This window comes from Vagococcus sp. QWL-13 (assembly GCF_058683555.1).
In genome coordinates this window covers 1,889,352-1,912,384 of the sequence record NZ_CM178746.1, presented here as the reverse complement: position 1 = coordinate 1,912,384, position 23,033 = coordinate 1,889,352, and the positions used below count along the sequence as shown (strand labels likewise).

The window sequence follows — 23,033 nt, the reverse complement described above, 5'->3', positions numbered from 1 at the left end:
TCTACGCCTCCCTTATGACAATGTTTAGTTCACTGCCGTTAAGTTTATCTAATAGTTTTTTTCTAAGGGGAATAGTTTCCATCTCGCCTGGTGCCAGATTTTTTCGTTTGAATTTTGCGATTTCTTTTCCTTGCTGTTGGATCGAGACGATACAGGTGTCGTAAACTTGGTTGACCCGGTAGTACAAATCTACTTTCTTATCAACGTTTTCTTTACGGATTTTTTGGGGCAAGATATACGAGATACCCTGACCGCGATTAATTTTCACATGCTCAGCTTCGGTGATTCGGTCTTGCTGTTGAATGTATTTCGCAGCCGCCTTTCCAGCCAGAGAACTTTCTGCACTGACATAATCCACTAAATCATGAACATGGAGCACGTTCCCGCAAGCAAAGATGCCGGGGATAGAAGTTTCCATGTTTTCGTAGACCATGGCGCCCCGTGTTTGCCCATCTAGTTGAAGACCTACACTGCGGGACAATTCATTTTCGGGAATTAGACCCACAGATAAAAGAAGAGTGTCGCAGGGAATGATTTGTTCGGTTCCCGGAACCGGTTTTCTTTCTTCATCTACTTTCGCCATGGTGATGGACTCCAATCGTTCTTTACCTGCAACATCAATGATTGTATGTGATAAGTATAAAGGGATATTAAAATCATCCAGACACTGGACGATATTTCTTGTGAGACCGCCTGAATAAGGCATCAGCTCAATACAAGCCAATACTTCCGCACCTTCCAAAACCATGCGTCTGGCCATAATCAGACCGATATCCCCTGAACCTAAAATCACGACTTTTTTCCCCACCATATAGCCTTCAATATTCACATAACGTTGGGCAGCTCCGGCGGTCAAAATACCGGCAGGACGGGAGCCGGGCATTTGGATAGCTCCCCGGGTCCTTTCCCGGCAACCCATGGCTAAGATGATTGCCTTGCTTTGCAGCACTTGATAGCCGTGTTTTTTGCTCATGGTATGGACTTGTTTATCTTCAGTGATTTCCAGGACGATGGTGTCAAGTCTGACTTCGATAGAAGTGTTTTCCAGCTGGTCGATAAAACGTTCTGCATACTCTGGTCCAGTCAATTCTTCTTTAAAATAATGCAAGCCGAATCCATTATGGATACATTGATTTAAGATGCCACCCAATTCCAGATCACGTTCCACGATTAGTATTTTTTTACAGCCGTTTTCATAAGCGCTTAAGGCGGCTGCCAAACCAGCGGGTCCACCGCCAACCACGATTAAATCATACATTTAGTTAACCTCCTTTGTGATGCCGGTCAAGATGCGGCTGCCTAATTTATCTAGGTCCACTTCTGTGGGGGAGATATTCAGCTCATCCGCAATGATTTCTACGACACGGGGACCGCAGAAACCACCTTGACATCTTCCCATTCCGGCAATTGTCCGTCTTTTAACCCCGTCCACTGAACTGGCAGGCAAAGTCTGATGGAGACTCTGGCGGATTTCACCTTCAGTGATGTTTTCGCAACGGCAAATAATCCGTCCATAATCAGGATTTTCTTTGATGATTTTTTGTTTTTCTAAGATGGAAGCTTCACTAAAATGCATTCTGCTTCTCTTATCAATGAATGATTCTTTTTCCACAAGGTTTAAACCGTCTTCAGCCATTAAGTCTGCCAAGTAACGGGCGATGGCGGGAGCTGCTGTGAGACCGGGGGAATTGATTCCGGCAGCATCGTAGAAACCTTCGATAACTTTCTCGATAATAAACTCCCCCCGGTCTGTATTAGCACGGACACCTGAAAAATTCCTGATAGAGTTTGAGAGATTGATGGCAGGTACACTGCGTTTGGCTCCCTTGGCAACTTCTTCCAAACCAGCAGAAGTATTAGCTAAATCAGCACCGGTGTTTAAAAGCTCGGAAGGGATGTTTTCAGCATTCGGTCCAACGATGATGTTGCCGTGGGTGGTGGGGCTGATTAAAATGCCTTTGCTGACTTTTGTCGGACATTGAAAAACTATATGGCTGACAGTGCCTCCTTCTTCCAGATCCAGCAGATAATACTCCCCGCGGCAAGGAATAGTTTTAAAGGTCGGGGGAGCCACTAAACGATGTATTTCTTCTGCATGAATCCCGGCGGCATTGATGACCAGTTTTGTTTGAAAAGAATCTTTCCCGGTAACAACAGTGAAGCAGTCCTTTTCTTTTTGGATATCCAAGACACGTTGATTGAATTTAAAATCAACACCGTTTATTTTAGCGGTTTCGCCTAGTGCCAGTGCAAATTCCCAAGGGTTGACAATAGCTGCGGTCGGCGCATAGAGCGCACCGCAAACTTCCGGATTCAAGTTAGGTTCCATTGCAAGTGTTTCTTCCGCTGTCAGCAGTTCAAGACCTTCCACGCCGTTTTGATTGCCCCGGTTATAAAGTTCTTCCAAGGTGGATATATCTTCATCGGAAAAAGCAATCACTAATGAACCGATTTGTTTTCGCGGAACATCCAGTTTCCTGCAAAGTTCTTTTGCCAAAACAGAGCCTTCCACATTTAATCTGGCATTTAAAGAGCCGGATTTAGGGTCATAGCCTGAATGGAGAATGGCACTGTTGGCTTTTGTCGTTCCTACACTGACATCGTTTTCAGCTTCTAAAACGCAAATATCCAGCTGATATTTCGCCAATTCATAGGCAATAGAAGTTCCAACGATTCCTGCACCAATAATAATGATATCGTACATTTTTATTCCTCCTGTCATCCATACAAAAAAGAGCGCACCAAACCGACCCCATATTATCTACGGAAATCAATTATGTGCACTCATCTCTCTAGCAATTATTAACTTACCTTAATTATACTATTTTTCACATGTTTTGACAATCTGATTCAAATTCAAAGTTTCCACACCGAGTGATTGGTGGAAGATATAGCCGCCGCCCCGTTGGCTAAGGCATTCATGACATCTTCTTTATCCAAAATCAATCCGCTGATAAGCAAAGGACGTTTGATTTTTTGCCTGACGATGTGAATGATTTTTTTGTTGACGTGAGGTAAGATTTCTATCAAATCCGAATGTTTCATCTGGACTTGGGAGTGGATATTTTCCAAAGAGATGGAGTCAAGCAGGAACAGCCGTTGAATCGTGTAAAATCCTAGGGCTTTTGCAGCGGAAATATGATTAGCTTTTGTGGAGATGACACCATCAAAATCAGTGTTTTCTCGTATGTATTTTAAACTGATATCTTCATCGGACAAACCTTTGACAAAATTGAAATGAATAAATCCAATTTTACCGGCAGCTTTGATTTTTGCTGAGATTTCTTTGATATTAAAAATATCGGAGTGAAGAACAAAAATAACTTCTACATCTGTTTTCAATGCGGCCTCCAAATCATCCTTATCCTTGACTGCCGCAATGATTGGATTAAGAGCTAAAGCATCAAATAATCGTTTCGTCTGCATGTGAATTCCTCTTCTTTTCGCCAGTTTATACATTTCACATCTATTATAAGTCTTAAATAAAAAAATTGACACAATAAACTCAATGGGGATAGAAAAGCTGAAATAATTTTGGATAATTTTTTGAATTTATTGGTTACGCATTATTAGAAAGTTTGATTATGATTTTTCTAGAATAAGATTTTGAGGCGTTTTTATAAAATAGACTTAAAGTTGACAAGCTGTATATAACGGGTATCATAGAAAGTGAAAGAGATATTAGAAAAGACTCATGGAACGAGTAGTCTGCGTCATTTTTTCAGAGAGCCGATGTTTGGTGGAAATTGGCAAGATGATGAGATGAAATCCATTCCTGTTAGAGGGAATAAAGAAATTTATTCCGGATAGCGACCGTTATTAAGCTGATAAGGTGCAGCGGCAGAGTTGAAGCCGTTGATTTTGGGTGGTACCGCGGATAAAAGACATGCTTTTTCGTCCCGATAGATGGATTCTATTGGGATGGGAAAGCTTTTTTAGATTAAAAAATGAAAGGACATGATAGGTATGCTGGATGTAAAAGAATTGAGAAATAATTTTAAAGCGTTTTCTAAAAAGTTAACCACCCGTGGTGTTGGAGAAGAGGACCTGTCTCTTTTTTTAAGGTTGGATCAAAAGCGTAGGGAGCTGATGCCGAAAATCGAGACAAAGAAAAATTTGCGCAATCAGCTATCCGCAGAAGCAGCACTTTTTAAAAGAGAGGGCAAGGATTTGTCGGGAATCATCGAAGAAACAAGGGCACTCAATCAAACCATCAAAGAACTGACTAAAGAGTTAGAAGAGATTGATAACTCTTTTAAACAATTGATGGAAGGACTGCCTAATCTGCCTCACGAGACTGTGCCTGTGGGGGATGATGAAGAAGATAATGTGGAGGTCAGGCGCTGGGGTCAGCCTTTTGAGACCAGCTTTGAGCCGAAACATCATTGGGAAATCGGAGAAAATTTGGATATTTTTGATTTTCAGCGGGGCGCAAAAGTGGCAGGAAGCCGTTTTGTTTACTACAAAGGATTAGGTGCAAGGTTAGAACGGGCATTGTACAACTTTATGCTGGATACGCACATCAATGAGCATGGCTATCAGGAAATAGTCCCCCCGTATATGGTCAATAGTCGTGCCATGTTTGGTACGGGGCAATTTCCTAAATTTAAAGAAGACGTGTTTCAAATCCAAGGGGCTGACTATACCCTGATTCCTACATCCGAAGTACCACTGACAAATTATTATGCAGATGAGATTTTGCAAGAAGAAGCATTGCCGATTTATTTGACCGCTTTAAGTCCTTGTTTCAGATCTGAGGCGGGCAGTGCGGGAAGAGATACCCGCGGCATCATCCGGTTGCATCAGTTTCATAAGGTGGAGATGGTCAAGTTTGCCGCAAAAGAAACTTCTTATGAAGAACTGGAAAAATTAACGGAAAATGGCGAAGATATTTTAAAAAGATTAGGACTGCCTTACCGGACAATAGTTTTGTGCACAGGGGACATGGGATTTTCAGCTGCCAAAACTTATGATATCGAAGTTTGGATGCCGGCGCAAAACACCTTCCGTGAAATCAGTTCGTGCTCAAACTGTACAGATTTTCAGGCTCGGCGCGCCAAAATCCGCTATCGTAACAAGGAAGGGCAAGTAACTTACGCCCACACATTAAATGGTTCAGGCTTAGCCGTAGGGCGGACAGTTGCTGCTATTTTAGAAAATTATCAAAATGAAGACGGCACCGTTACGATTCCAGAAGTGCTCCGTCCTTACATGGGGGGAGTATCAGTAATCGAATAGTTTGACAATGCTCATTAGAAAATCAAGCACTGGAAACTAAAAACAGTTTTCCGGTGCTTGATTTAAAAGATACCGTTGAGCGGTCAGATTTTATTGAGTGCCATCATTGTCTTGTGACAGACTTGCGGTGAATGCTAAAAACGCTTCTTTGACTTGCTCATTTTTTTCTGCTATATGGTTGAAATCCTCTGGCATTTCCGGAAAGTCAATCATGTCCCGCTCATAAATATCATAGAACACATCCAGCAATTCGTTGAACAGTGTTTCAGACAAGGGAGACAATTCTTTAAAGCTGAACACGACCATCCCGGGATTTTGTTCATAATCCGTAATGAAGGTTACTTTTCCATAGACAAACTGTCTAGATGAAAAACGTCAGCCAGTGTATGGGATAAACTGAACGACATCTCCTAAGCGGATGTTTTGGTCTTTTTGTTCGATGTAAAAACGGACATCCTGCTCTGTCATAGCTTCCATCCATTGGCGGGAAATATCAATAAAGTGAAATTTCATCTATTTTCACCAGCTTTCTTTCATCATTTCTTTCTATCAAATTATAAAAGGAACAGCTCCATAAAGCAAAAATCTGGTTTGCTTTATGGAACTGTTGCTTGAAATTTATTGTTCGCAAAAGAAGTCCAATAAAAGAAAAACTGCTTCGTTTCTGAATTTTCAAAAACGAAGCAGTTTGTATCGGAACAATTAAATCAGATTGTTTTGACAGATATTTTTAAAAAATATCATCAATTTTTAGTTGCTTTTCATCAGTTCTTCAACATAAGAAACAGTCTCTGGTTGTGTTTCTTCGATGCGCTTGATGTCCTCAGAAAACTGGGGCAGATGGTTCTTGTGCGCAATCAAAAGTTCATCCAATAATGTTTTCGCCATGGTTCCGCCCGGAATCAGCGGGTTGACTGTAAAGGCATGGAGGGCAGCACCATAGTCGCCAGTAATTGCAGCTCTGATGGTAGTTTCTTCCATTCCTTTCATCCCTTGAAGAAGACCGCGGGCCGCCGGCGGGAATTTGCCCCAATTGTAGCTTTCAGGACCGTGGGCGGTGACGGAAGCTGATACTTCTACCGCGCAGTCGTAAGGCAAATCATTGATGGTCCCATTATTTTCAATGGAAACTACCATATGAGTGTGTTTGTCGTTTTGAATACTTGCAATCACTTCGCAAGCTGCATCACTATAGTGAGTTCCTCCACGTTGCTCTAACTCTTTTGGCTTGTAGTCCAAGTTAGGATCTTTATAAAGTTCGAATAATTTTTTCTCCGTTTCCTTAACGACCTGTGCACGGGTTTTTCCTTCTTCAAACTCTTTGATGGAGTGTTTCAGCATCTCGTCTTCAATGTAGTAGTAGCGGTGGTAGCCGCACGGCAGCATTCCTAAATCTTTTATTTGTTCGTAGTGGAACGGCACGCTGTGGATATTTTTCAGATGACTTTCAGACTCGACTTGCGGTCCATAGATTAAATCGATCAGCTCGTCTGTCCGTTCTTTACCTTCTTTATCCCAAACACGATGCCAGTGGAAGTGATTGATACCTGCATATTTGACAAATAACTCTTCTTCAGGCACTCCAAGTTTTTCAGCCGCCTGTTTAGTATGTCCGATAGGAACGTTACACAATCCCACAGTTTTTTTCCATCCGCCATGTTTGATTGCTGCTTCAGTGACCATGCCGGCTGGATTGGTAAAGTTTATCAGCCACGCATCAGGACATAGTTCTTTCATTTCTTCGATAATATCTAAAATCACCGGAATCGTCCTAAATGCTTTGAAAATTCCGCCGGCACCATTGGTTTCCTGGCCCAAAACACCATGAGAAAGAGGGATACGTTCATCTTTCACCCGGGCGTCAAGCAAGCCCACACGGAATTGTGTCGTCACAAAGTCTGCATCTTTCAAAGCGGCACGACGGTCAAGGGTCAAATGGACTTCCCAATCTAGTCCGGCAGCTTTGACCATACGTTTGGCCATCTCGCCGACGATGGATAATTTTTCTTCTCCTTCAGGGATATCAAGCAACCAAATTTCTTTGATCGGCAGTTCATCTTTTCGTTTGATATAACCTTCGATTAGTTCCGGTGTGTAGCTGGAACCACCACCGATTGTTGCAATCTTAAGTGCATTTTTTGACATTTAAGAATTCCTCCTAAAATTTTATTGTAAAAATACTCATACTTCTATGTTAACGGTTTCTCTCTATAGAAACAATAGATATGGGAATTATGGTTGAAGCATTCAAAAGCAGGAGCAGGAGAGGCAATAAAATGAAATATTTCTTCAAAATGATTTAAGGAAGCAAGGAATTATTGCTATAATGAAGGAAACAGATAAGGAGAGTCTCGATAACAAACTCTCCAGATAAAAAATCTTTGGATGTTGTGCTAAAAAATGGCCGTCTGAGCACTTGCTGGCAAATCGAATGTTGTTGTTATTTTACAAAAAATTGATTCAAGGAAAAATAAATGGATGGTGTGAATAAAGATGCTGATAGAAAAATTAAAAGATGAGAAAAAGTTGACCCCTTCTGAACGGGTGATTGCAAAATTTGTTTTGGACCGGGAGAATGACGTGATCAATTTATCCAGTGAGGAGTTAGGGAAATTAACCTATACGTCGCAAGCAACGGTGACCAGACTTTATCAAAAAATCGGCAGTAAATCTTATCGGGAGTTCGTGGTAGACTTAAATAATGAACTTCAAGAACTGCGGCGTGCTGAAAATTTGATAGTAGATAATAATCCCATCCATAATGAGTTGGAAGTGGAAGATATCATCGAAACATTGCCCAACCTTTACCAGAAAACAGCGATTAATACGAAGTTGCTGCTGGATACGACGGTCTTGCAGCATGTGTGTGAAAAAATTGTTGCCGCAAAGATAGTGGATGTTTACGGTATCGGAATCACGTCTTCCTTGGCGGATCAAATGGCTTTCAAGTTGAATTCCACTGGTGTTTTCTGTCAGTCACACAGCGGCTACAACAGCAGTTACATTTACAAATCACCCTATAAAAATGAGACTGTCTCTGTACTTATCACGCTGACCGGAGTGAATGAAACGATTTTGAAAATTGCAAAAAGATTGAAAAAAAATCAGATATACACTGTTGTGATTGGCGGGGGGAGAGTGGCGGAGCTTCGCGATTACTGTGATGAGCTGATTAAACTGGATACTAACCGCTATTTTCATATTGACACATTGTCTTCACTTTTTTCCGCACAATATATCATTGATATTATTTTTTCTGCATTGTTGGTGGAATTGAATCATCAAAAAATCGGACTGGAAAATAACTAATCAACTAAGAACTTATGTTATGATGTTGTTTCATCTCTTTACGTTGCCGAAATTAAAAGGAGTGGCAAAAATGACAGTATATGAAACAATCTTTACTCGAAGACAAGTCAGGGGGTTTAGCAAAGATTTGTTAGACCAGCAGCAGCTTTCGGCTATCCGGACCTGTTTGTCAGAGACAGAACAGTTTTCCGGAGAACAAGTCAGAATAGAGCTGGTAACAAAAAACGAGGTTACCAATGGGTCAGGCGCCCCTTATTATTTGTTGAGCTATTGTGATAAACGAAGCTCAGCCTATGCCAATGCGGGGTTTGTGTTACAGCAGGCGGATTTGTATATTCAGAGTATTGGACTTGGGAGCGGCTGGTTCGCCGGTGTCAAACCTAAAAGAAGCAGCAGTGATTTTTGTATTGCATTGGCTTTCGGAAAGACTGATGTTCCAGCAAGGACGGAGAGGGCAGAGTTTAAACGGAAATCTCTTGAGGTTATCAGTCCTGAAAATAATGTAGTGGCAGAGGCGGTTCGTTTAGCCCCCTCATCATTAAACTCCCAACCTTGGGAATTAACTTTTGATACAGGAAAGGTCATCATTACTGATAGAGGACAGGGAATTAAACGAGTATTATTGAAAAATAAACTGAACAAAATTGACTTGGGAATTGCTGCCAGACATGCACTTCTGGCCTTGATTCACGAAGGAAAAACAGTGACGGAAATCACCGCCGAAGAAATCAACAAGGCTTTTCAGATTACTATAACTTACCATTGATTTTGAGAGAGGCGGATTTTTCAGTGGCTAGAGAGGTTTATAAGACACTCAAAAGGTGGAAAGTTGATGTTATGGTTCTCTGATTTCTTATTTGTGAACAGCATTAACAGATTTGGAATTGAAGGGAGATTTTTAGATGGTGTATGCCGATTATCATGTTCATAGCGATTATAGTGATGATTCCTGGTATTTGATGGAAGATGTGATTAAAGATGCACTTAAAATCGGTTTGGAAGAACTGTGTTTTACCGATCATGTAGATTATGGCGTAAAACCGGACTGGCAGCCGGGAGATACTTTTTTACCGGGGAAAAACCGGGAAGTCAAGAATGTCCACTACGAGCGGTATTTTTCTGAACTGGCAGAACTGACAAAGAAATATAAACATCGGATAAAAATCAAAACCGGATTGGAATTCGGCATGCAGATGCATACGATTCCTCAATTCAGGAAGCTTTATGATTCCTATACATTTGATTTTATATTGCTGTCCGTGCATCAAGTAGAGAACAAAGAGTTTTGGACAGGGGAGTTTCAAAAAGGGCGGACCTATGAAGAAAATTGCGAACGCTATTATGAAGAAATGCACCAGTTGGTGAGAGCCTACAAAGATTACAGCGTTTTGGCACATATGGATCTGGTCAGGAGATATCTGGACAAAGAAGTGGACACATTGGCTTACAGCAGAGAAAAAATAGAAGAAATTTTAAAAATCGTTATTGCCGATGACAAAGGTATCGAATTAAATACTTCTTCTTTTCGTTACGGAATTCAAGGGTTGACACCCTCTATAGATATTTTGACTCTTTATCGCGAATTGGGCGGAACGATTCTTACCATAGGAAGCGACAGTCATGAACCTGAGCATCTGGGTTCCCACATCAAAAAGGCAAAAAAGACTTTAAAAGATATCGGCTATATTTATTTTTGTACGTTTGACCAAATGGTTCCGACCTTTCATAAATTATAATTTGAACTTAACAATCAACAGCTGTATTTTCATAAATTTCACATGTTTTAAACGTAAAATAAGCTAAGCAACGGTCACTGCCGCCTGCTTAGCATATTTGTGTACTCGACTTTTCATAAAAATGTTTTTTTAAGCGTCAAATGTCAGCTTCTCCATCCGGTCAAAGGCTTCTTTCAATACAGCGATTTCCTGTGTCGCTGCCAGCCTGACATAGTCGTCTCCGCTGTCTCCGAAAGCTTTTCCGGGGATGAGTAAAACTTTTGTTTTTTCCAGCAAATATTTTGAAAATGTCACAGAAGTCATTCCAGTGGCGGAAATATTGATAAAAGCGTAAATGCTTCCTTTCAACTCGTGTAATGAGAGATAGTCGATCTTAGCTACCCTGTGGGCAATGTATTCCATTCGCTCTTTGAACACATCAACCACTTTAGGAATCAATTCTTCACTGTGCTTCAACGCGTAAATACCGGCCCGTTGAGAAGGGGTAGGCGCCGAATAGGTGACATTTTCATTCAGTAAACTGACCGCTTCGTTGATATAATTTGGTGCAATCATATAGCCGATACGCCAGCCCGTCATGGCAAAAGCTTTCGAAAAACTGCCGAAAGTGATGGTATGTTCCGAAGCCAGTGCCGCCAAAGGTGTGAACTCATCATAAAAAGTAAAAGCCTCATAGACTTCATCAGACAAAATATAAAAATTATATTTTTTGGCTAATTCAGCAATTTTTTCCGAGGTTTCTTTAGAAAAAACAGCACCTGTGGGATTATTAGGCGTATTCAAAATCAGCGCTTTTGTTTTGGCAGTGATTGCTTTTTCCAAAATCTCTGTATCGATCTGGAAACCGTCTTTTTCATAGGTGGGGATGATGACAGGGGTACCGCCTGCCGCAATGACCTGTTCTTTGTAAGGAGAGAAGTAAGGCTCATGAATAATCACTTCATCTCCTTGATTCAACAGGACTTGCAGCGCAAGATACATGCCGTGGAGTGCCCCCACAGTCCCTCTGACTTGGTCATGATTGAACGTCAGCCCGTGAGTTTTTTTGTAAAATTGAATGACTGCCTCGATGAACTCTGCACTGCCGTCGGGAGCAGTGTACTTGGTATGTCCTTTTTTTACATCCTCAAATGCTGCTTGGATGATGCTTGCATCGGTAATCAAATCAGGATCACCGATGGAAAGATCAATCAAACCTGTGCTTTTTTTTGCTAAATTAGCAATTTCCATCAAAATACTTTCTTCCGGTTGCTGGTAATAATGATTCAAAAACTGGTGATTCATAAGTTTATTCCCCTCATTTTTTATAAAACTTTGCCTAGAAAATCTTGCGTCCGGGAATTTTTTGGTGCTGTGAAAATTTCCTCTGGAGAACCTTCTTCTTGAATGATACCGTCTGCCATAAAGAGGACACGGTCAGAAACTTCTTTGGCAAAGCCCATCTCGTGTGTTACTACGACCATGGTCATTCCTGATTGTGCTAATGTCTTCATAACATTCAGCACTTCTCCAACCATTTCCGGGTCAAGGGCAGAAGTAGGTTCGTCAAACAGCATAACAGTGGGTTCCATCGCTAAAGCTCTGGCAATGGCGACCCGTTGTTTTTGCCCGCCGGAAAGTTGTGCCGGATAGCTGTCTGCTTTATCGCTTAATCCGACTTTCTCCAATAGTTCCAAAGCGTGGGCTTTAGCTTTTTCCGGTGATTCTTTTTTCACTTGGATCGGGCTGATGGTAATATTTTCCAAGACACTTTTGTGTGGAAAAAGATTAAAGTTCTGAAACACCATTCCCATTTTTTGACGCAATTCATTAATATTCGTGTCGGCATCTAATAAATTTTTACCTTCAAACAATATTTTACCTTGCTGAGGTTTTTCCAGCAAGTTCAGACAGCGGAGAAATGTACTTTTTCCGCTCCCGGAAGGACCGATCACAACTACTACTTCTCCTTGGTTAATCGTCGCGTCAATACCTTTCAACACGTCAACTTTACCAAATGATTTATGTAAATTTTCGACTTTAATCATTGGCTCCTAATCTCCTTTCAGCAACTCCTAAAATTCTAGACAAACTAAATGTCAAGATAAAGTAAATAATGGAAGCTATCACAATCGGAATAAATGGTTTAAAGCTTGCGCCTTGGACCACTCCCGCCTGAAACATCAGCTCTGACACACCTACGACAGAGACCACAGAGGATTCTTTAATGACCGTGACAAACTCATTTCCCAATGCCGGCAAAATATTCTTGATAGCCTGAGGCATGATGATCAACTTCATTGCCTGGAATTGATTCATCCCCAGTGAGCGGGCAGATTCCATTTGCCCCACATCAACGGCATTGATTCCTGCACGGACGATTTCAGCCACATAAGCCGCACTGTTCAGTGACAGAGCGATTAAACTTGATGCCAAGGCAGACAAATCCAATCCGATAACATTTGTGCCAAAAAACACTAAGAAAATTTGCACGAGCAGCGGTGTACCGCGGACGTATTCGATATAAACTGTAGCAATGATTTTCAGCAGCTTGTTGGCAGATATTTTCATTATTGCCAGGATTGCCCCTAAAATAGCTCCAAAAAATACTCCCACGATGGCTAAAAGAATCGTAAAGCCTGTTCCTTTTAAAAAGTAAGATGCATACTTCTCAAAGAAAGATTCTTCATTGAACATCAAAGCAGATGCTTCTTTTTTATAACGTTCGATCAGATTTTCTTCTCTGATGTTGGCGATAGCGTCATTGATTCTTTCCAGCAATACCGGTGCTTCTTTTGACAAAGCCACAGCAGTTTGTTTATCTGCATCTGCAAACTGGACATTATCAGCAAAGGATAAGTCTTCGGTTTGTGACAGGTAAGCTTCGGCAACAGGGCCTTCCACAACAGCAGCATCGATTTTTTTGTTTTGCAGCTGCAAAATGATGTCAGTAAACTTTTGCAGGGAAACAACTTCTGACCCAATCAATTCATTTTTAGCAAGTTCTTCTTGAGTGGATTGTTTCTGGGCACCGACTTTGATTCCGTCAAAATCATTGACACTGCTGAAACGTTCTTCCTCGCCTTTACGTACAACGACCCGTTGTTTTACTTCCATATAAGGGTCTGAGAAATTGACTTCTTTTAACCGTTCAGGTGTGGGAGACATCCCAGAAATAATCAAATCGATTTTTCCAGTTTTCAATGCTCCTAATAATGCATCGAAACCAAATTCTTCGATTTTTAATGTCACACCCATGTCTTCAGCGATTTTTTCGGCGATAAAAATATCGATACCCACGATTTTGTCTTTGCCGTTCACAGTAGTATGGAACTCATAAGGGGGATAATCTGCGGATAGACCGACCCTTAGGACACCTTCCTCTTGAATACGGTCGTAAATTTTATCTTCTGTATCTGCATCAGCTTTGATAGGAATGAAAAAAGTCATACCAATAATTGCTAACATTAAAATTGAAAAATATTTTTTAAAATGTTTCATTGATTTTCCTCCTTGAAGTGAATATGATATGAATTATAAATCAAAATGAAAAAATATGCAATAAAAAAAATAGTATATTCACTATAAGTTGAAATTAAATACATGTTTTATGCATAAATAGATTTTTTATACATTCTCTTGTAATTATTGCCGATATTTATGTATAATATGAGAAAGAAAAGGGAGTTGAGTCTAATGAAAATGAATTTGATCGTGCGGGGAGCGCCTCAGGAATATATATGCAAAACAGGAAGTTGGAAGGAGCTGCCAAGCCATTTGGCTAAAAGAGGTGTGGAAAAAATATTAGTGCTTCATGGAGAGAAATCTTGGAAAGCTGCAGAATCTTATTTTCCTGATCTGACAGATTTCGAAGTGATATTCCGCCATTACGGCAATCATTGTACGGACACACTGCGTGATCAGCACATCTTAGTTGCTAAAGAACACGGCATAGATACTGTGATTGCTGTGGGAGGAGGAAAAATTTCTGACCTAGGTAAAATGATTGCCCACAAGATGAAAATACGAGTGGTGATTTTACCGACGTTGGCTGCCACTTGTGCTGCTTATTCTTCTCTTAGTTCGGTGTATAATGATGACGGAGAGCATTCGGAGATGAGGATTTTTCCTTACAGTACGGATTTAGTGTTGGTGGAACCAGAGATGCTGTTGGACTCGCCCAGAGAATATTTGATTGCCGGCATCGGAGACACCTTAGCCAAATGGTATGAGTCAAATGCCATCATCTCTCAGTTGGATGAGACTTCTGTTGCAATTGAAATTGCCCAAAGCATGGCTAAAAAATGTCGTGATAATTTGCTTGAATATAGTCAAGAAGCAATCAAAGCACTGGATGAAAAAAAATTAAATGAAGCTTTTAAAAAGGTTATCGAAACTAATATCATGTTGGCTGGTCTCGTGGGTGGCTTTGGGGATGACTACGGGCGGACTGCCGGGGCGCACACCATTCACGATGCGTTGACAGTGATTCCTGAAAGCCGGGCCGTTCTCCATGGCAACAAGGTAGCCTACGGAATTTTGGTTCAACTGGTAATTGAAGATAAATGGGAAGACATCAAAAAGCTACAACCTTTCTATGAAGAATTAGGGTTGCCCCTGTCACTTAAAGAGATGAAGATACCCTTGGATGATTTAGACAAGGTGGTTGAAAAAGCGGCCTCTCCTAAAGAGTATATTCATTTATTAGCGGAGCCCGTCAACCCGCAAGTGATTAAAGATGCTATGCTGGCATTGGAAGACTATATGACAAAATAATAATTTTCTTAACGATTCCTTGTTAAGAACAGAAATTCCGTGAAGTCATCACACAGTGAGACTTTTACGGAATTTTTTTAATAAAGGCTTCCTATCTGATTTGATGATTGCTATGGAAATTTCTTTTGGCTATACTGGAGCTGTATGCAAATCTAAATCATTGATATTTATGGAAAAATAAAAAAAGTGAGTCATTTTTTCAGTATGCTCTACCGGACAAACGTTTAGAAAAGCTTATGTAAAAATTGCTTGCTGATGATTTTATTTGTCCAAAGTTAATGCAAGAGCAAGCGTATCAGTTTCATTAAAAAATTCTCAGAAGGAGTGGGAAATGATTTATTTAGATAATTCAGCGACAACCTTGAAAAAACCGGAAAGTGTGATCCGAGCAGTCGTAGATGCCTTAAATCATTTAGGAAATCCCGACAGAGGTATTCATGATGCCTCATTGGAAAGCTCTCAGCTGCTATTTAAGACTCGTCAATTACTATGCGATTTTTTTAATGGCGAAAAATCCAGTCAGATTGTTTTTACTTCAGGAGCAACAGAAAGTCTCAATCTTGCGATAAAAGGTCTCCATGAAAAAGGAGATCATGTGATAACTACGATGATGGAACACAATTCGGTGTTGCGGCCATTATATCAGCTTCAGGAGCAGCAAATAATTGAATTGACGATTGTACCAGTGGATGAAAAGGGGCGAATAGATTATTACGATTTGGAAGAAGCTATCCAGCCCAACACTAAATCATTGATTATTTCTCATGGCTCGAATGTGACCGGCAACAGTGTAGATTTAGAAAAAATAGGAGAACTTACTCATAAACATAATGTGATTTTTATCGTTGATGGTGCACAATCGGCAGGAACCCTTCCGATAGACATCCAGAAACAGCACATAGATATTTTATGTTTTACCGGTCATAAAGGTCTTTTTGGTCCTCAAGGGACAGGTGGGGTATATGTCAATCCGGCGATAAATTTAAAACCTCTAAAAGTAGGCGGGAGTGGTGTTGCCACTTTTAGCAAAACCCATCCGACCGCTATGCCTACTGCATTGGAAGCGGGAACGTTGAATGGCCCTGGCATTGCCGGTTTAAAAGCTGGGGTGGAATTTATCTTAGATGAAACTTTGTGCAGTATTCATCAAAAGGAAATGTCATTGGTTCAACTTTTTCATGAAGGAGTTTCCCAAATAAATGGAGTGAAGGTGTACGGGGATTTCAGCACTAAGGAACGCTGCCCGATTGTCAGTTTGAGTATCGGTACAGAAGATTCTTCAGAAATCAGCGACAGACTGGCAAATGACTACGGTATCGCGACTAGAGCTGGGGGACATTGTGCTCCGCTAATCCATGAAGCATTAGGAACCAAGAAACAAAGTGTGGTCCGTTTCAGTTTTTCCTTTTTCAATACAGAAGAAGAAGTCCGTACCGCTGTTCAAGCATTAAAAGAGATAGCACAGCAGATTTGCGAATAAACAAAAAATAGTTATTACTGATAAAAATAAAAAATTGGGAAAATAAAAATCCTGTGAACATTGTCATGCGCCTTAAAAGTCAGATTTTTGGTCTGACTTTTAGGAAATCATACATGGACGAATCACGGGATTTTTATTCTTTTGACATCTCTTGATCTTTTTTGATTGTTGCATCCACAGCATGGAATAGGCTGGGAATAAAACAGTCGTTTTCCAGCGAAGCCACACCTTCAATAGTGGTACCTCCCGGTGATGACACCTGATTGACCAAATCCCATGAGCTGAGATTTGTGGTCTTCATCAATTCCACAGTGCCGCTGACAGCATCCAAGGCAATAGCTTGAGCTAATTGATGGGGGAGACCGTTTTTTACAGCTGCCCGTGTCAAGCCGTCGATATACATCGCAGTAAATGCAGGAGAACAGCCGGCGATAGCAGTAAAGGTAACAAAGTCTTTTTCAGCCATTTCGTAAGTTACCCCAAGCTGACCGAATAATTCTGAGACGAGATTCTTTTCTTCAGTAGAAAAATTTTCAGAGAAAGATATACCGGAAACGCTCTGGCGGATGGCAATATTCATGTTGGGCATCACCCGGACGATTTTTGCCTGACTGCCAAGGAAAGACTGTATATTAGCAAGGTTAAAACCAGCAGCAATAGAAACCACGATTTTTTTTGACCCTTCAATCACGTGGGCAATTTCATTTAATATGTCAGGTAATTTTTGGGGTTTCACCCCCAAGATAATCAAGTCCGATCGTTGAGCAAGTTCAGTATTATTTAATGAATAGGAAACACCTAGTTGACGGGCATGTTCCTTAGTGCGTTCCACTTTAGACTTTGTCAGCGTCATATATTCAGGGGAAGTGAACCGGCTGTCTATCAGACCTTTGATAATGGCAGTACTCATAGTGCCTGCCCCGATAAATCCGATTTTCATAGGATAACCTCATTTCTTCTTTATAGAACTACTATAAAGCAAACAGGTATAGGATTGCAATCATAATTCTTTTGTCATAATGTGGTAAAATAATAGAGAATAAGCTAGGGAGGGTGTCTGAGATGAAAGCACATGTGGATAGATGGTTGAAGATGATAAAAAAATACCAGCTTGTCATCAAATTGATTTTTATGGCTTCGATTATTTTATTTGTCATCAATCAATTTGCCCAGATTTTACATGGCATGACATGGTCTGAACTGAAAGAAATTATGTTTAGCCAAAGTAAAAGCACACTGTTCATTTTTGCCCTGTCAGGTTTTTTTGCTGCGGTCCCTTTGCTATTGTATGACTGGGCAACCGTAAAAATATTGGAAGATAAAGGCAGAGAACCCATAGGGAAAAAAGAATTTTTTTCTGCTGCTTGGATTATTAATACGTTAAATAATTTTGCCGGATTCGGCGGAGTGATCGGGGCGACTTTGAGAGGGAAATTTTATGGTTCCGATCTCAAGGGAAAGACAATCGTTGCTGCCGTTTCCAAAGTGGCATTATTTATGTTGTCCGGTCTGTCCATTCTCTCTTTTGTAACTTTAGCGGATCTTCTGCTCCTTCGGCCGGATCATATTTTTCAGAACTATTGGATTTGGCTGCTTCTGGGAAGTTTTTACACGCCTGTTTTAGTGGGGATTATCATCATCCGCCGGAGAAATTTATTTTCAGGTTTTACTACTGTCAGAGTGATACAGTTGTTGTCAGCTTCATTAGGGCAATGGCTGTTTGCCATGATATTTTTTATGTTCATCGGTTTTACTTTAAATGTAAAAGTTTCTCCGCTGGACTTATATCCTTTATTTGTTTCAGCTACTTTGATTGGAATGATAACGATGGTACCCGGCGGAATGGGGACCTTTGATGTTTTGATGATTATGGGGCTGGCAAGTTTAGGTGTTTCAAAAGAGATGGCATTGGTTTGGCTGTTGTTTTACCGTATTTTCTATTTTGTTATCCCTTTTCTCTCCGGACTGGCAACTTACCTGATCAGGACAGGAGTAAAAATAAATATTTTCTTCGATGGTCTGCCTAAGCTGGTTTCTGAGAAAGTCGCCCATGTTTTTCTTGTGATTTTGGTTTATTTAGCAGGAATTTTAATGGTGATTTTATCTACCATTCCTAATTTGTCCCATCTATCTAAATTTTTTGCCAGCATCTCTTCTTACTCTTTTGATTTTTTGGACCAGACACTTAATATGATGGTAGGTTTTTTGCTTTTAGGACTGGCAAGAGGGGTTGCTAATCAGGTGAAAAAGGCTTATTTGCCCACGGTTTTCCTGTTGTTATTCTGTATCGTGAATACACTGAGCAACGTCCGCTCTTGGAAACTGTCCGCCTTTTACCTTTTCATCTTGGGATGTTTGTACCTATCACGTAAACAATTTTACCGTAAACAATTAGTTTTTTCTTGGGAAGCTATGGGGTTTGATGCTTTGCTTTATGGCGTTTTATTTGCCCTATATTCCGTGGTAGGATATTTGTCTAATACGGAACAAGTGACGACCCCGGAAAAATTGACCTTCATTTTATTTCCATCTTCTAATGTTTGGTTAAAAGGGCTGGTCGGTCTGATGATTGCTTTTGTCACTATTTTTTTACTCTATCGCTATTTAGCGGCAAAAGAAGAGCCCGGGGAAGGATATGATTATGCCCGCATCAACTGGCTTTTAAGCCGTCATGAGGGAACGAGTTACTCTCATTTAAATTATTTAAAAGACCGCCGTTATTTCTTCTATCAGCAAAGCGGTTATGACAAAGTCTTTTTTCAGTTTCAAATAAAAGCGAATAAACTATTTGTCTTGGGAGATCCGGTGGGGGAAGCTGATTTCTATGAAGACAGTATAATGGCCTTTCACCGCTATGCGGATCAGCACGGCTATGAGCTGATTTTTTATAGTGTGAGCGACCGTTTTGCCTTGCTGCTCCATGATGTTGGCTTCCATTTTATTAAAATCGGGGAGGAAGGCATCGTAAGCTTACAGGAAAGAAGCTCTGCTGAGCTGAGCGACCGGACGGAAATCCGCTTGGAAGTGGAACGGTTGAGAAGCAAGGGTTACACGTTCACGATGTATCATTCCCTTCCAGACGAGGAACTTCTGCTGCCGGTCAGAGAAGTTGCGGCAGAATGGGAAGAAGTACATGGCCGTCGTTATTTTTCCACTGGACACTTTGACGAAGATTATTTAGCCAAAGCCCCAATCGGTATTGTCCGGGATCAGGCCCATGTGGTGCAAGGATTTGTAACATTGAAACCGATCAAAGAGGGGGAGCGGCTTTCCTATGATTTGCTCCAATACCGAACAGATGCACCGGGAACGATTGGCGCTTTCATGGTTGTCAGTCTGCTTGATTACTATCGTGAGAAAGAACTGCCTTATTTCAGTATCGGGTTGACTCCCTTTGCGAAAGTGGGGGAATACCAAGGCTCTTTTATCTCAGAAAAAATCGTGAATTTATTGTATCATTACAGCTACCCGCAATACGGCTGGAAAGAGTTGAGAATTTTTAAGGAAGGTTTTGCCACAGAATGGGAGCCCCGTTATTTGTGCTACCGAAGCCGCAGCGGTTTTTGGCTGATTGCTATTCAATTACATTTGCTGCTGACCGGTAGCAAAGTTTTTTCTTCCCGTCCTTTTGAATTGCTGCAACTGGCCTATGGGGAAGAAAAAAATCGGTGAGCTCAAGCTGTCTGGTCAATCTGAAGAAAAAAATATGACAATGAAAAGAAAAACTCAAGACCGCTACGTTTTTTCGCGGTGCTTGAGTTTTCTTTCGTAAACAATATAAATCGAAACAGAGCCGATACATAATATCAGGCCAATCAGAAATCCTTGAGGCAGGAAGGTCAATTCAATTGTATTGACACCTTTTTCTAAAGGCAAGGTGATGAAGGCATTTTTAAAATCTTTTATATCGACTTTTTTACCGTTGACTTTTGCCGACCAGCCTTCGTCAAAAGGAATCGTGGTAAATAAAATACTATTTTCTTCGATGGAGACGGCCGCTTTCGCTTTTCTTCCCTTTACTTGAAAAGGCACATTGTTTTTTTGAATATTGGTCATGGCTCTTTCATAGGCAGGGATATCCAGTAAAATAATTGGCGGGTTCACAAATGAAAAACTTTCTCGGCCGGTAAAAGTTACTGTAAAGACAATGGTGCTGTCATTAGGGAAATACCCTAAATCATAGTACTGCCCGTTGATATTGACTTGGGATGTTTGATTGATGCCGTTGATTGTCAGTTCTGCGCGGAGCCCGTCTAACTCGGAAAAGTTTTTCGGGAACAAGCTGAGATAAGCCTGTTTTTGGGCAGGCACATCGGCAGTCCAAGTAATCGTCTGACTTTGGTTTTTTTCATTTTCTCTGGCTCTTAAAGTACCTTCTGTCACCGTAAGCTGCGTGTTATTGGTTTCCGTAATTTCAGGATAAATAGAAGAAAAATAAGACGCATTGGTTCCTGCCAGCTGATTTAACAAATTCTCTTGAGAAGACAAGTTATCATTTTCTGGAAACGGAACAGAATAAATCTTGTTATCAGTTAAAATCCCCAGACTTGCGGCTAACTTATTGTGGTACATGGTATAAGTGTCATTGTGGTAGTCAATGTCGAAGCCGTATTTAAACAAGTAATCTTTTGTCTGATTATATTGAATCCCCAATAGGCTATCCATTATAAGTGTGTTGTTGGGATAACGGATATTCAGATTAGTACCTCTTGACCGAAAGCCAAGGCTGTTCAAAAGAGTGGATGTATTACGATTCCGTATGGATGAAAACATACTGACACCGCTGAATCCGTAATTGAAAGCATCGTTAGAGGAAACAGGTGTCAGGTTTTCCATGCGGTAAAACTCATCATCGTCTCTTTTTTTGATTGTGTCCACAGCATCTTTATAATCTTTGTAAGGTGCTGTGTAAAGGCTTCTCGAAGGATAGTTCCAGTCTTCAAGGATGCCTTGAACCAATTGAATTGAGTTAATCGACACTTCAGTGAGCAGCAAGATAAAAAAGAAAAGTGAAAGCAGCACTCCGCTTTTTTTTGTTACTGCCTTTTTTCCAGTAAGATAATCATACAATACTCCAAGAATCAGGTAACTCATCAATAGGCCGATGGTGACAGCCAAGTGGCTGATAGTCACATAAGAATAATCTTCATCACCTTTGAGGCCAAAGGCGATAAAGAACAGCAAAGCCCATCCGAAGACAATACTGGCCAGCACCAAGGCGTCTTCCCGTTTAACTATTTCCAGTGCATGACCTGCCAAAACAATGACCAGAACAGACATCAGGAAACTGTAACGGAAAAGAAACATGTTTGGTGCGTGAAATCCATGCCAGAATAGATTTAACGGTTCAAGGTAAAAACTGGCGGTCAATATAGCAAAAATCCCGCCGAACAGCAGTTTATTTTTCCATGGAATTTTTCGCGAAATAAAATAAAATGTACAAAAAATCAGCGGCAGCAGCCCGATATAAATAAAAGGGATGGAACCGTATTTTGTAGTGTCATAGACTCCAATCATATTTTTGAAAATCAAGTCGAACCAAGAAGAATCAGGTGTTTTCCATCTAGTGATTTTCGTCAACGTTTCTCCGTTAGCCTGCAAATCAAGTAAGGTAGGCAAAATAATGACCATGGATGCTGTTCCTGCAAGCAGAGAGGTCAAAAAATAATGAAGCAGACTGCTTTGATACCTTTTCCAATCAGACAGCAGTCGGGCTAAATAATAAAGTAGAGAAAAAACTCCTACCATAAAGCCGAAATAGAAATTTCCGACAAATAAAAGGAAATAGGAAATAAACAGCAGTCTGGTTTTTTTATTGTCCATCACCCGGTGAATGCCTAATAAAATCAGCGGCAGCCAGACAAATGTATCCAGCCACATAATCATTTCGGAATGGACGATTGAAAAAGCCATCAAGGCGTAGAGTGTTGCCATCCCCACGTGGAACATAGGCCGGATGTTATAAGTATTGCGTGAAAAAATCCAAAAAGACAGTCCCGCACAGCCGAATTTTAACAGAGTCAAAAAATACAAAGTATCTGGCATGAACTGGTTTGGGACCAAGGCAACTAGAGGCGTAAAAATCCCGCCTAAATAATAGGAAATCAATGCAAGATAGTTTAAGCCTAGTGAGGCATTCCAAGTGTAAAAAATACTTTGCTTCCCAGTTAATGCATTATGAAAGCTGGCGTGAAAATTTGAAAACTGAGAAAAGGAATCACTGGCCATAATGCTGATGTCGCTGCCGGGATAGACACCAACAGTCAGAAAACTGATGACCATGACAATGATTGGGAGCAGGAAGGCTGCAAGCCAATATTTTTTTTCTTTTGAAATAATTGCTTTGATTGTAGTGTTCATTAAAATACCCCTGAAAATAATAGTTTCTCCCATTCTATCACAGAAGAATCACAGAAGGAAAAATAATGGGAATGGGAGAATAAAAATCGAATTGACTTTAAGATTAAAAGTTTTATAATAACTATCAGTGTTTCATTTAATCAATAGCAAATTTT

The 23,033-nt window shown here is 40.6% G+C and carries 18 protein-coding genes and 1 other annotated feature; of the genes, 7 read left to right on the top strand and 11 right to left on the bottom strand.

Annotated features, from left to right (window positions below; translation table 11 throughout):
- Nucleotide 1: 1 nt before the first annotated feature.
- The 3 genes from AC4PHI_RS08810 to AC4PHI_RS08800 all read right to left on the bottom strand — a co-directional run bounded on the left by AC4PHI_RS08810 (nt 2) and on the right by AC4PHI_RS08800 (nt 3,426).
- The gene (locus tag AC4PHI_RS08810) at nt 2-1,258 is read right to left on the bottom strand and encodes an NAD(P)/FAD-dependent oxidoreductase (RefSeq protein ID WP_492199546.1); all 1,257 of its coding nucleotides are present in this window, start codon (nt 1,256-1,258) and stop codon (nt 2-4) included.
- Nucleotides 1,259-2,704: an NAD(P)/FAD-dependent oxidoreductase gene (locus AC4PHI_RS08805; RefSeq protein ID WP_492199545.1), complete on the bottom strand. Its 1,446-nt coding sequence runs from the start codon at nt 2,702-2,704 to the stop codon at nt 1,259-1,261.
- 152 nt (nt 2,705-2,856) lie between these two features.
- On the bottom strand, nt 2,857-3,426 hold the full coding sequence (locus tag AC4PHI_RS08800; protein ID WP_492199544.1) for a glycerol-3-phosphate responsive antiterminator: 570 nt from the start codon (nt 3,424-3,426) through the stop codon (nt 2,857-2,859).
- A 256-nt stretch (nt 3,427-3,682) separates the two neighbouring features.
- Nucleotides 3,683-3,905: a binding site (T-box leader), on the top strand.
- Nucleotides 3,906-3,966: 61 nt separating this feature from the next.
- On the opposite strand from AC4PHI_RS08800, the gene serS reads away from it, so the two are divergent.
- Complete coding sequence (gene serS / locus AC4PHI_RS08795; RefSeq protein WP_492199543.1) at nt 3,967-5,238, top strand: serine--tRNA ligase; 1,272 nt, start codon at nt 3,967-3,969, stop codon at nt 5,236-5,238.
- A 90-nt stretch (nt 5,239-5,328) separates the two neighbouring features.
- Here serS and AC4PHI_RS08790 read toward each other — a convergent pair whose 3' ends face one another.
- The 3 genes from AC4PHI_RS08790 to AC4PHI_RS08780 all read right to left on the bottom strand — a co-directional run bounded on the left by AC4PHI_RS08790 (nt 5,329) and on the right by AC4PHI_RS08780 (nt 7,383).
- Nucleotides 5,329-5,511: a hypothetical protein gene (locus AC4PHI_RS08790; RefSeq protein ID WP_492199542.1), complete on the bottom strand. Its 183-nt coding sequence runs from the start codon at nt 5,509-5,511 to the stop codon at nt 5,329-5,331.
- Between the two features lie 102 nt (nt 5,512-5,613).
- A complete protein-coding gene (locus tag AC4PHI_RS08785) occupies nt 5,614-5,751 on the bottom strand; it encodes a hypothetical protein (protein WP_492199541.1) in 138 nt (45 codons plus the stop codon).
- 237 nt (nt 5,752-5,988) lie between these two features.
- Nucleotides 5,989-7,383, bottom strand: a complete 1,395-nt coding sequence (locus tag AC4PHI_RS08780) for a 6-phospho-beta-glucosidase (protein ID WP_492199540.1) — start codon at nt 7,381-7,383, stop codon at nt 5,989-5,991.
- A gap of 348 nt (nt 7,384-7,731) precedes the next feature.
- Between AC4PHI_RS08780 and AC4PHI_RS08775 the strand changes: the two genes are divergently transcribed.
- The 3 genes from AC4PHI_RS08775 (at nt 7,732) to AC4PHI_RS08765 (ending at nt 10,283) form a co-directional block, all read left to right on the top strand.
- Nucleotides 7,732-8,547, top strand: a complete 816-nt coding sequence (locus tag AC4PHI_RS08775; protein WP_492199539.1) for a MurR/RpiR family transcriptional regulator — start codon at nt 7,732-7,734, stop codon at nt 8,545-8,547.
- A 70-nt stretch (nt 8,548-8,617) separates the two neighbouring features.
- Nucleotides 8,618-9,313 carry a nitroreductase family protein gene (locus tag AC4PHI_RS08770; RefSeq protein WP_492199538.1) on the top strand — a complete coding sequence of 232 codons (696 nt, stop codon included), beginning with the start codon at nt 8,618-8,620 and terminating at the stop codon, nt 9,311-9,313.
- A 136-nt stretch (nt 9,314-9,449) separates the two neighbouring features.
- Nucleotides 9,450-10,283 carry a histidinol-phosphatase HisJ family protein gene (locus tag AC4PHI_RS08765; protein ID WP_492199537.1) on the top strand — a complete coding sequence of 278 codons (834 nt, stop codon included), beginning with the start codon at nt 9,450-9,452 and terminating at the stop codon, nt 10,281-10,283.
- 129 nt (nt 10,284-10,412) lie between these two features.
- Here AC4PHI_RS08765 and AC4PHI_RS08760 read toward each other — a convergent pair whose 3' ends face one another.
- Genes AC4PHI_RS08760 through AC4PHI_RS08750 form a run of 3 tightly spaced genes read right to left on the bottom strand, consistent with a single transcriptional unit; the run spans nt 10,413 to nt 13,763 of the window.
- Nucleotides 10,413-11,567 (bottom strand): pyridoxal phosphate-dependent aminotransferase, encoded by a 1,155-nt coding sequence (locus AC4PHI_RS08760; protein ID WP_492199536.1) that lies wholly within the window; start codon nt 11,565-11,567, stop codon nt 10,413-10,415.
- 20 nt (nt 11,568-11,587) lie between these two features.
- Nucleotides 11,588-12,310 carry an amino acid ABC transporter ATP-binding protein gene (locus tag AC4PHI_RS08755; protein WP_492199535.1) on the bottom strand — a complete coding sequence of 241 codons (723 nt, stop codon included), beginning with the start codon at nt 12,308-12,310 and terminating at the stop codon, nt 11,588-11,590.
- A complete protein-coding gene (locus AC4PHI_RS08750; RefSeq protein ID WP_492199534.1) occupies nt 12,303-13,763 on the bottom strand; it encodes an ABC transporter substrate-binding protein/permease in 1,461 nt (486 codons plus the stop codon). Before AC4PHI_RS08750 ends, AC4PHI_RS08755 begins: the two co-directional genes overlap by 8 nt.
- Before the next feature lie 195 nt (nt 13,764-13,958).
- Between AC4PHI_RS08750 and AC4PHI_RS08745 the strand changes: the two genes are divergently transcribed.
- Both AC4PHI_RS08745 and AC4PHI_RS08740 read left to right on the top strand, forming a co-directional pair.
- On the top strand, nt 13,959-15,038 hold the full coding sequence (locus AC4PHI_RS08745; protein ID WP_492199533.1) for an iron-containing alcohol dehydrogenase family protein: 1,080 nt from the start codon (nt 13,959-13,961) through the stop codon (nt 15,036-15,038).
- A gap of 331 nt (nt 15,039-15,369) precedes the next feature.
- Nucleotides 15,370-16,518 carry an aminotransferase class V-fold PLP-dependent enzyme gene (locus AC4PHI_RS08740; RefSeq protein ID WP_492199532.1) on the top strand — a complete coding sequence of 383 codons (1,149 nt, stop codon included), beginning with the start codon at nt 15,370-15,372 and terminating at the stop codon, nt 16,516-16,518.
- 133 nt (nt 16,519-16,651) lie between these two features.
- Here the strand turns inward: AC4PHI_RS08740 and proC are convergent, their stop codons facing one another.
- On the bottom strand, nt 16,652-17,458 hold the full coding sequence (gene proC, locus AC4PHI_RS08735; RefSeq protein WP_492199531.1) for a pyrroline-5-carboxylate reductase: 807 nt from the start codon (nt 17,456-17,458) through the stop codon (nt 16,652-16,654).
- A 122-nt stretch (nt 17,459-17,580) separates the two neighbouring features.
- On the opposite strand from proC, the gene mprF reads away from it, so the two are divergent.
- Nucleotides 17,581-20,190 (top strand): bifunctional lysylphosphatidylglycerol flippase/synthetase MprF, encoded by a 2,610-nt coding sequence (gene mprF, locus AC4PHI_RS08730; protein WP_492199530.1) that lies wholly within the window; start codon nt 17,581-17,583, stop codon nt 20,188-20,190.
- Nucleotides 20,191-20,253: 63 nt separating this feature from the next.
- On the opposite strand, the gene AC4PHI_RS08725 is transcribed toward mprF, so the two are convergent.
- Nucleotides 20,254-22,878, bottom strand: a complete 2,625-nt coding sequence (locus tag AC4PHI_RS08725; protein WP_492199529.1) for a YfhO family protein — start codon at nt 22,876-22,878, stop codon at nt 20,254-20,256.
- Between the last annotated feature and the right edge of the window lie 155 nt (nt 22,879-23,033).

Bases quoted from the DNA above. Each gene is read 5' to 3' on its own strand.
- AC4PHI_RS08810 (WP_492199546.1), bottom strand. From the start codon at position 1,258: ATGTATGATTTAATCGTGGTTGGCGGTGGACCCGCTGGTTTGGCAGCC.
- AC4PHI_RS08805 (WP_492199545.1), bottom strand. From the start codon at position 2,704: ATGTACGATATCATTATTATTGGTGCAGGAATCGTTGGAACTTCTATT.
- AC4PHI_RS08800 (WP_492199544.1), bottom strand. From the start codon at position 3,426: ATGCAGACGAAACGATTATTTGATGCTTTAGCTCTTAATCCAATCATT.
- serS (WP_492199543.1), top strand. From the start codon at position 3,967: ATGCTGGATGTAAAAGAATTGAGAAATAATTTTAAAGCGTTTTCTAAA.
- AC4PHI_RS08785 (WP_492199541.1), bottom strand. From the start codon at position 5,751: ATGAAATTTCACTTTATTGATATTTCCCGCCAATGGATGGAAGCTATG.
- AC4PHI_RS08780 (WP_492199540.1), bottom strand. From the start codon at position 7,383: ATGTCAAAAAATGCACTTAAGATTGCAACAATCGGTGGTGGTTCCAGC.
- AC4PHI_RS08775 (WP_492199539.1), top strand. From the start codon at position 7,732: ATGCTGATAGAAAAATTAAAAGATGAGAAAAAGTTGACCCCTTCTGAA.
- AC4PHI_RS08770 (WP_492199538.1), top strand. From the start codon at position 8,618: ATGACAGTATATGAAACAATCTTTACTCGAAGACAAGTCAGGGGGTTT.
- AC4PHI_RS08765 (WP_492199537.1), top strand. From the start codon at position 9,450: ATGGTGTATGCCGATTATCATGTTCATAGCGATTATAGTGATGATTCC.
- AC4PHI_RS08760 (WP_492199536.1), bottom strand. From the start codon at position 11,567: ATGAATCACCAGTTTTTGAATCATTATTACCAGCAACCGGAAGAAAGT.
- AC4PHI_RS08755 (WP_492199535.1), bottom strand. From the start codon at position 12,310: ATGATTAAAGTCGAAAATTTACATAAATCATTTGGTAAAGTTGACGTG.
- AC4PHI_RS08750 (WP_492199534.1), bottom strand. From the start codon at position 13,763: ATGAAACATTTTAAAAAATATTTTTCAATTTTAATGTTAGCAATTATT.
- AC4PHI_RS08745 (WP_492199533.1), top strand. From the start codon at position 13,959: ATGAAAATGAATTTGATCGTGCGGGGAGCGCCTCAGGAATATATATGC.
- AC4PHI_RS08740 (WP_492199532.1), top strand. From the start codon at position 15,370: ATGATTTATTTAGATAATTCAGCGACAACCTTGAAAAAACCGGAAAGT.
- proC (WP_492199531.1), bottom strand. From the start codon at position 17,458: ATGAAAATCGGATTTATCGGGGCAGGCACTATGAGTACTGCCATTATC.
- mprF (WP_492199530.1), top strand. From the start codon at position 17,581: ATGAAAGCACATGTGGATAGATGGTTGAAGATGATAAAAAAATACCAG.
- AC4PHI_RS08725 (WP_492199529.1), bottom strand. From the start codon at position 22,878: ATGAACACTACAATCAAAGCAATTATTTCAAAAGAAAAAAAATATTGG.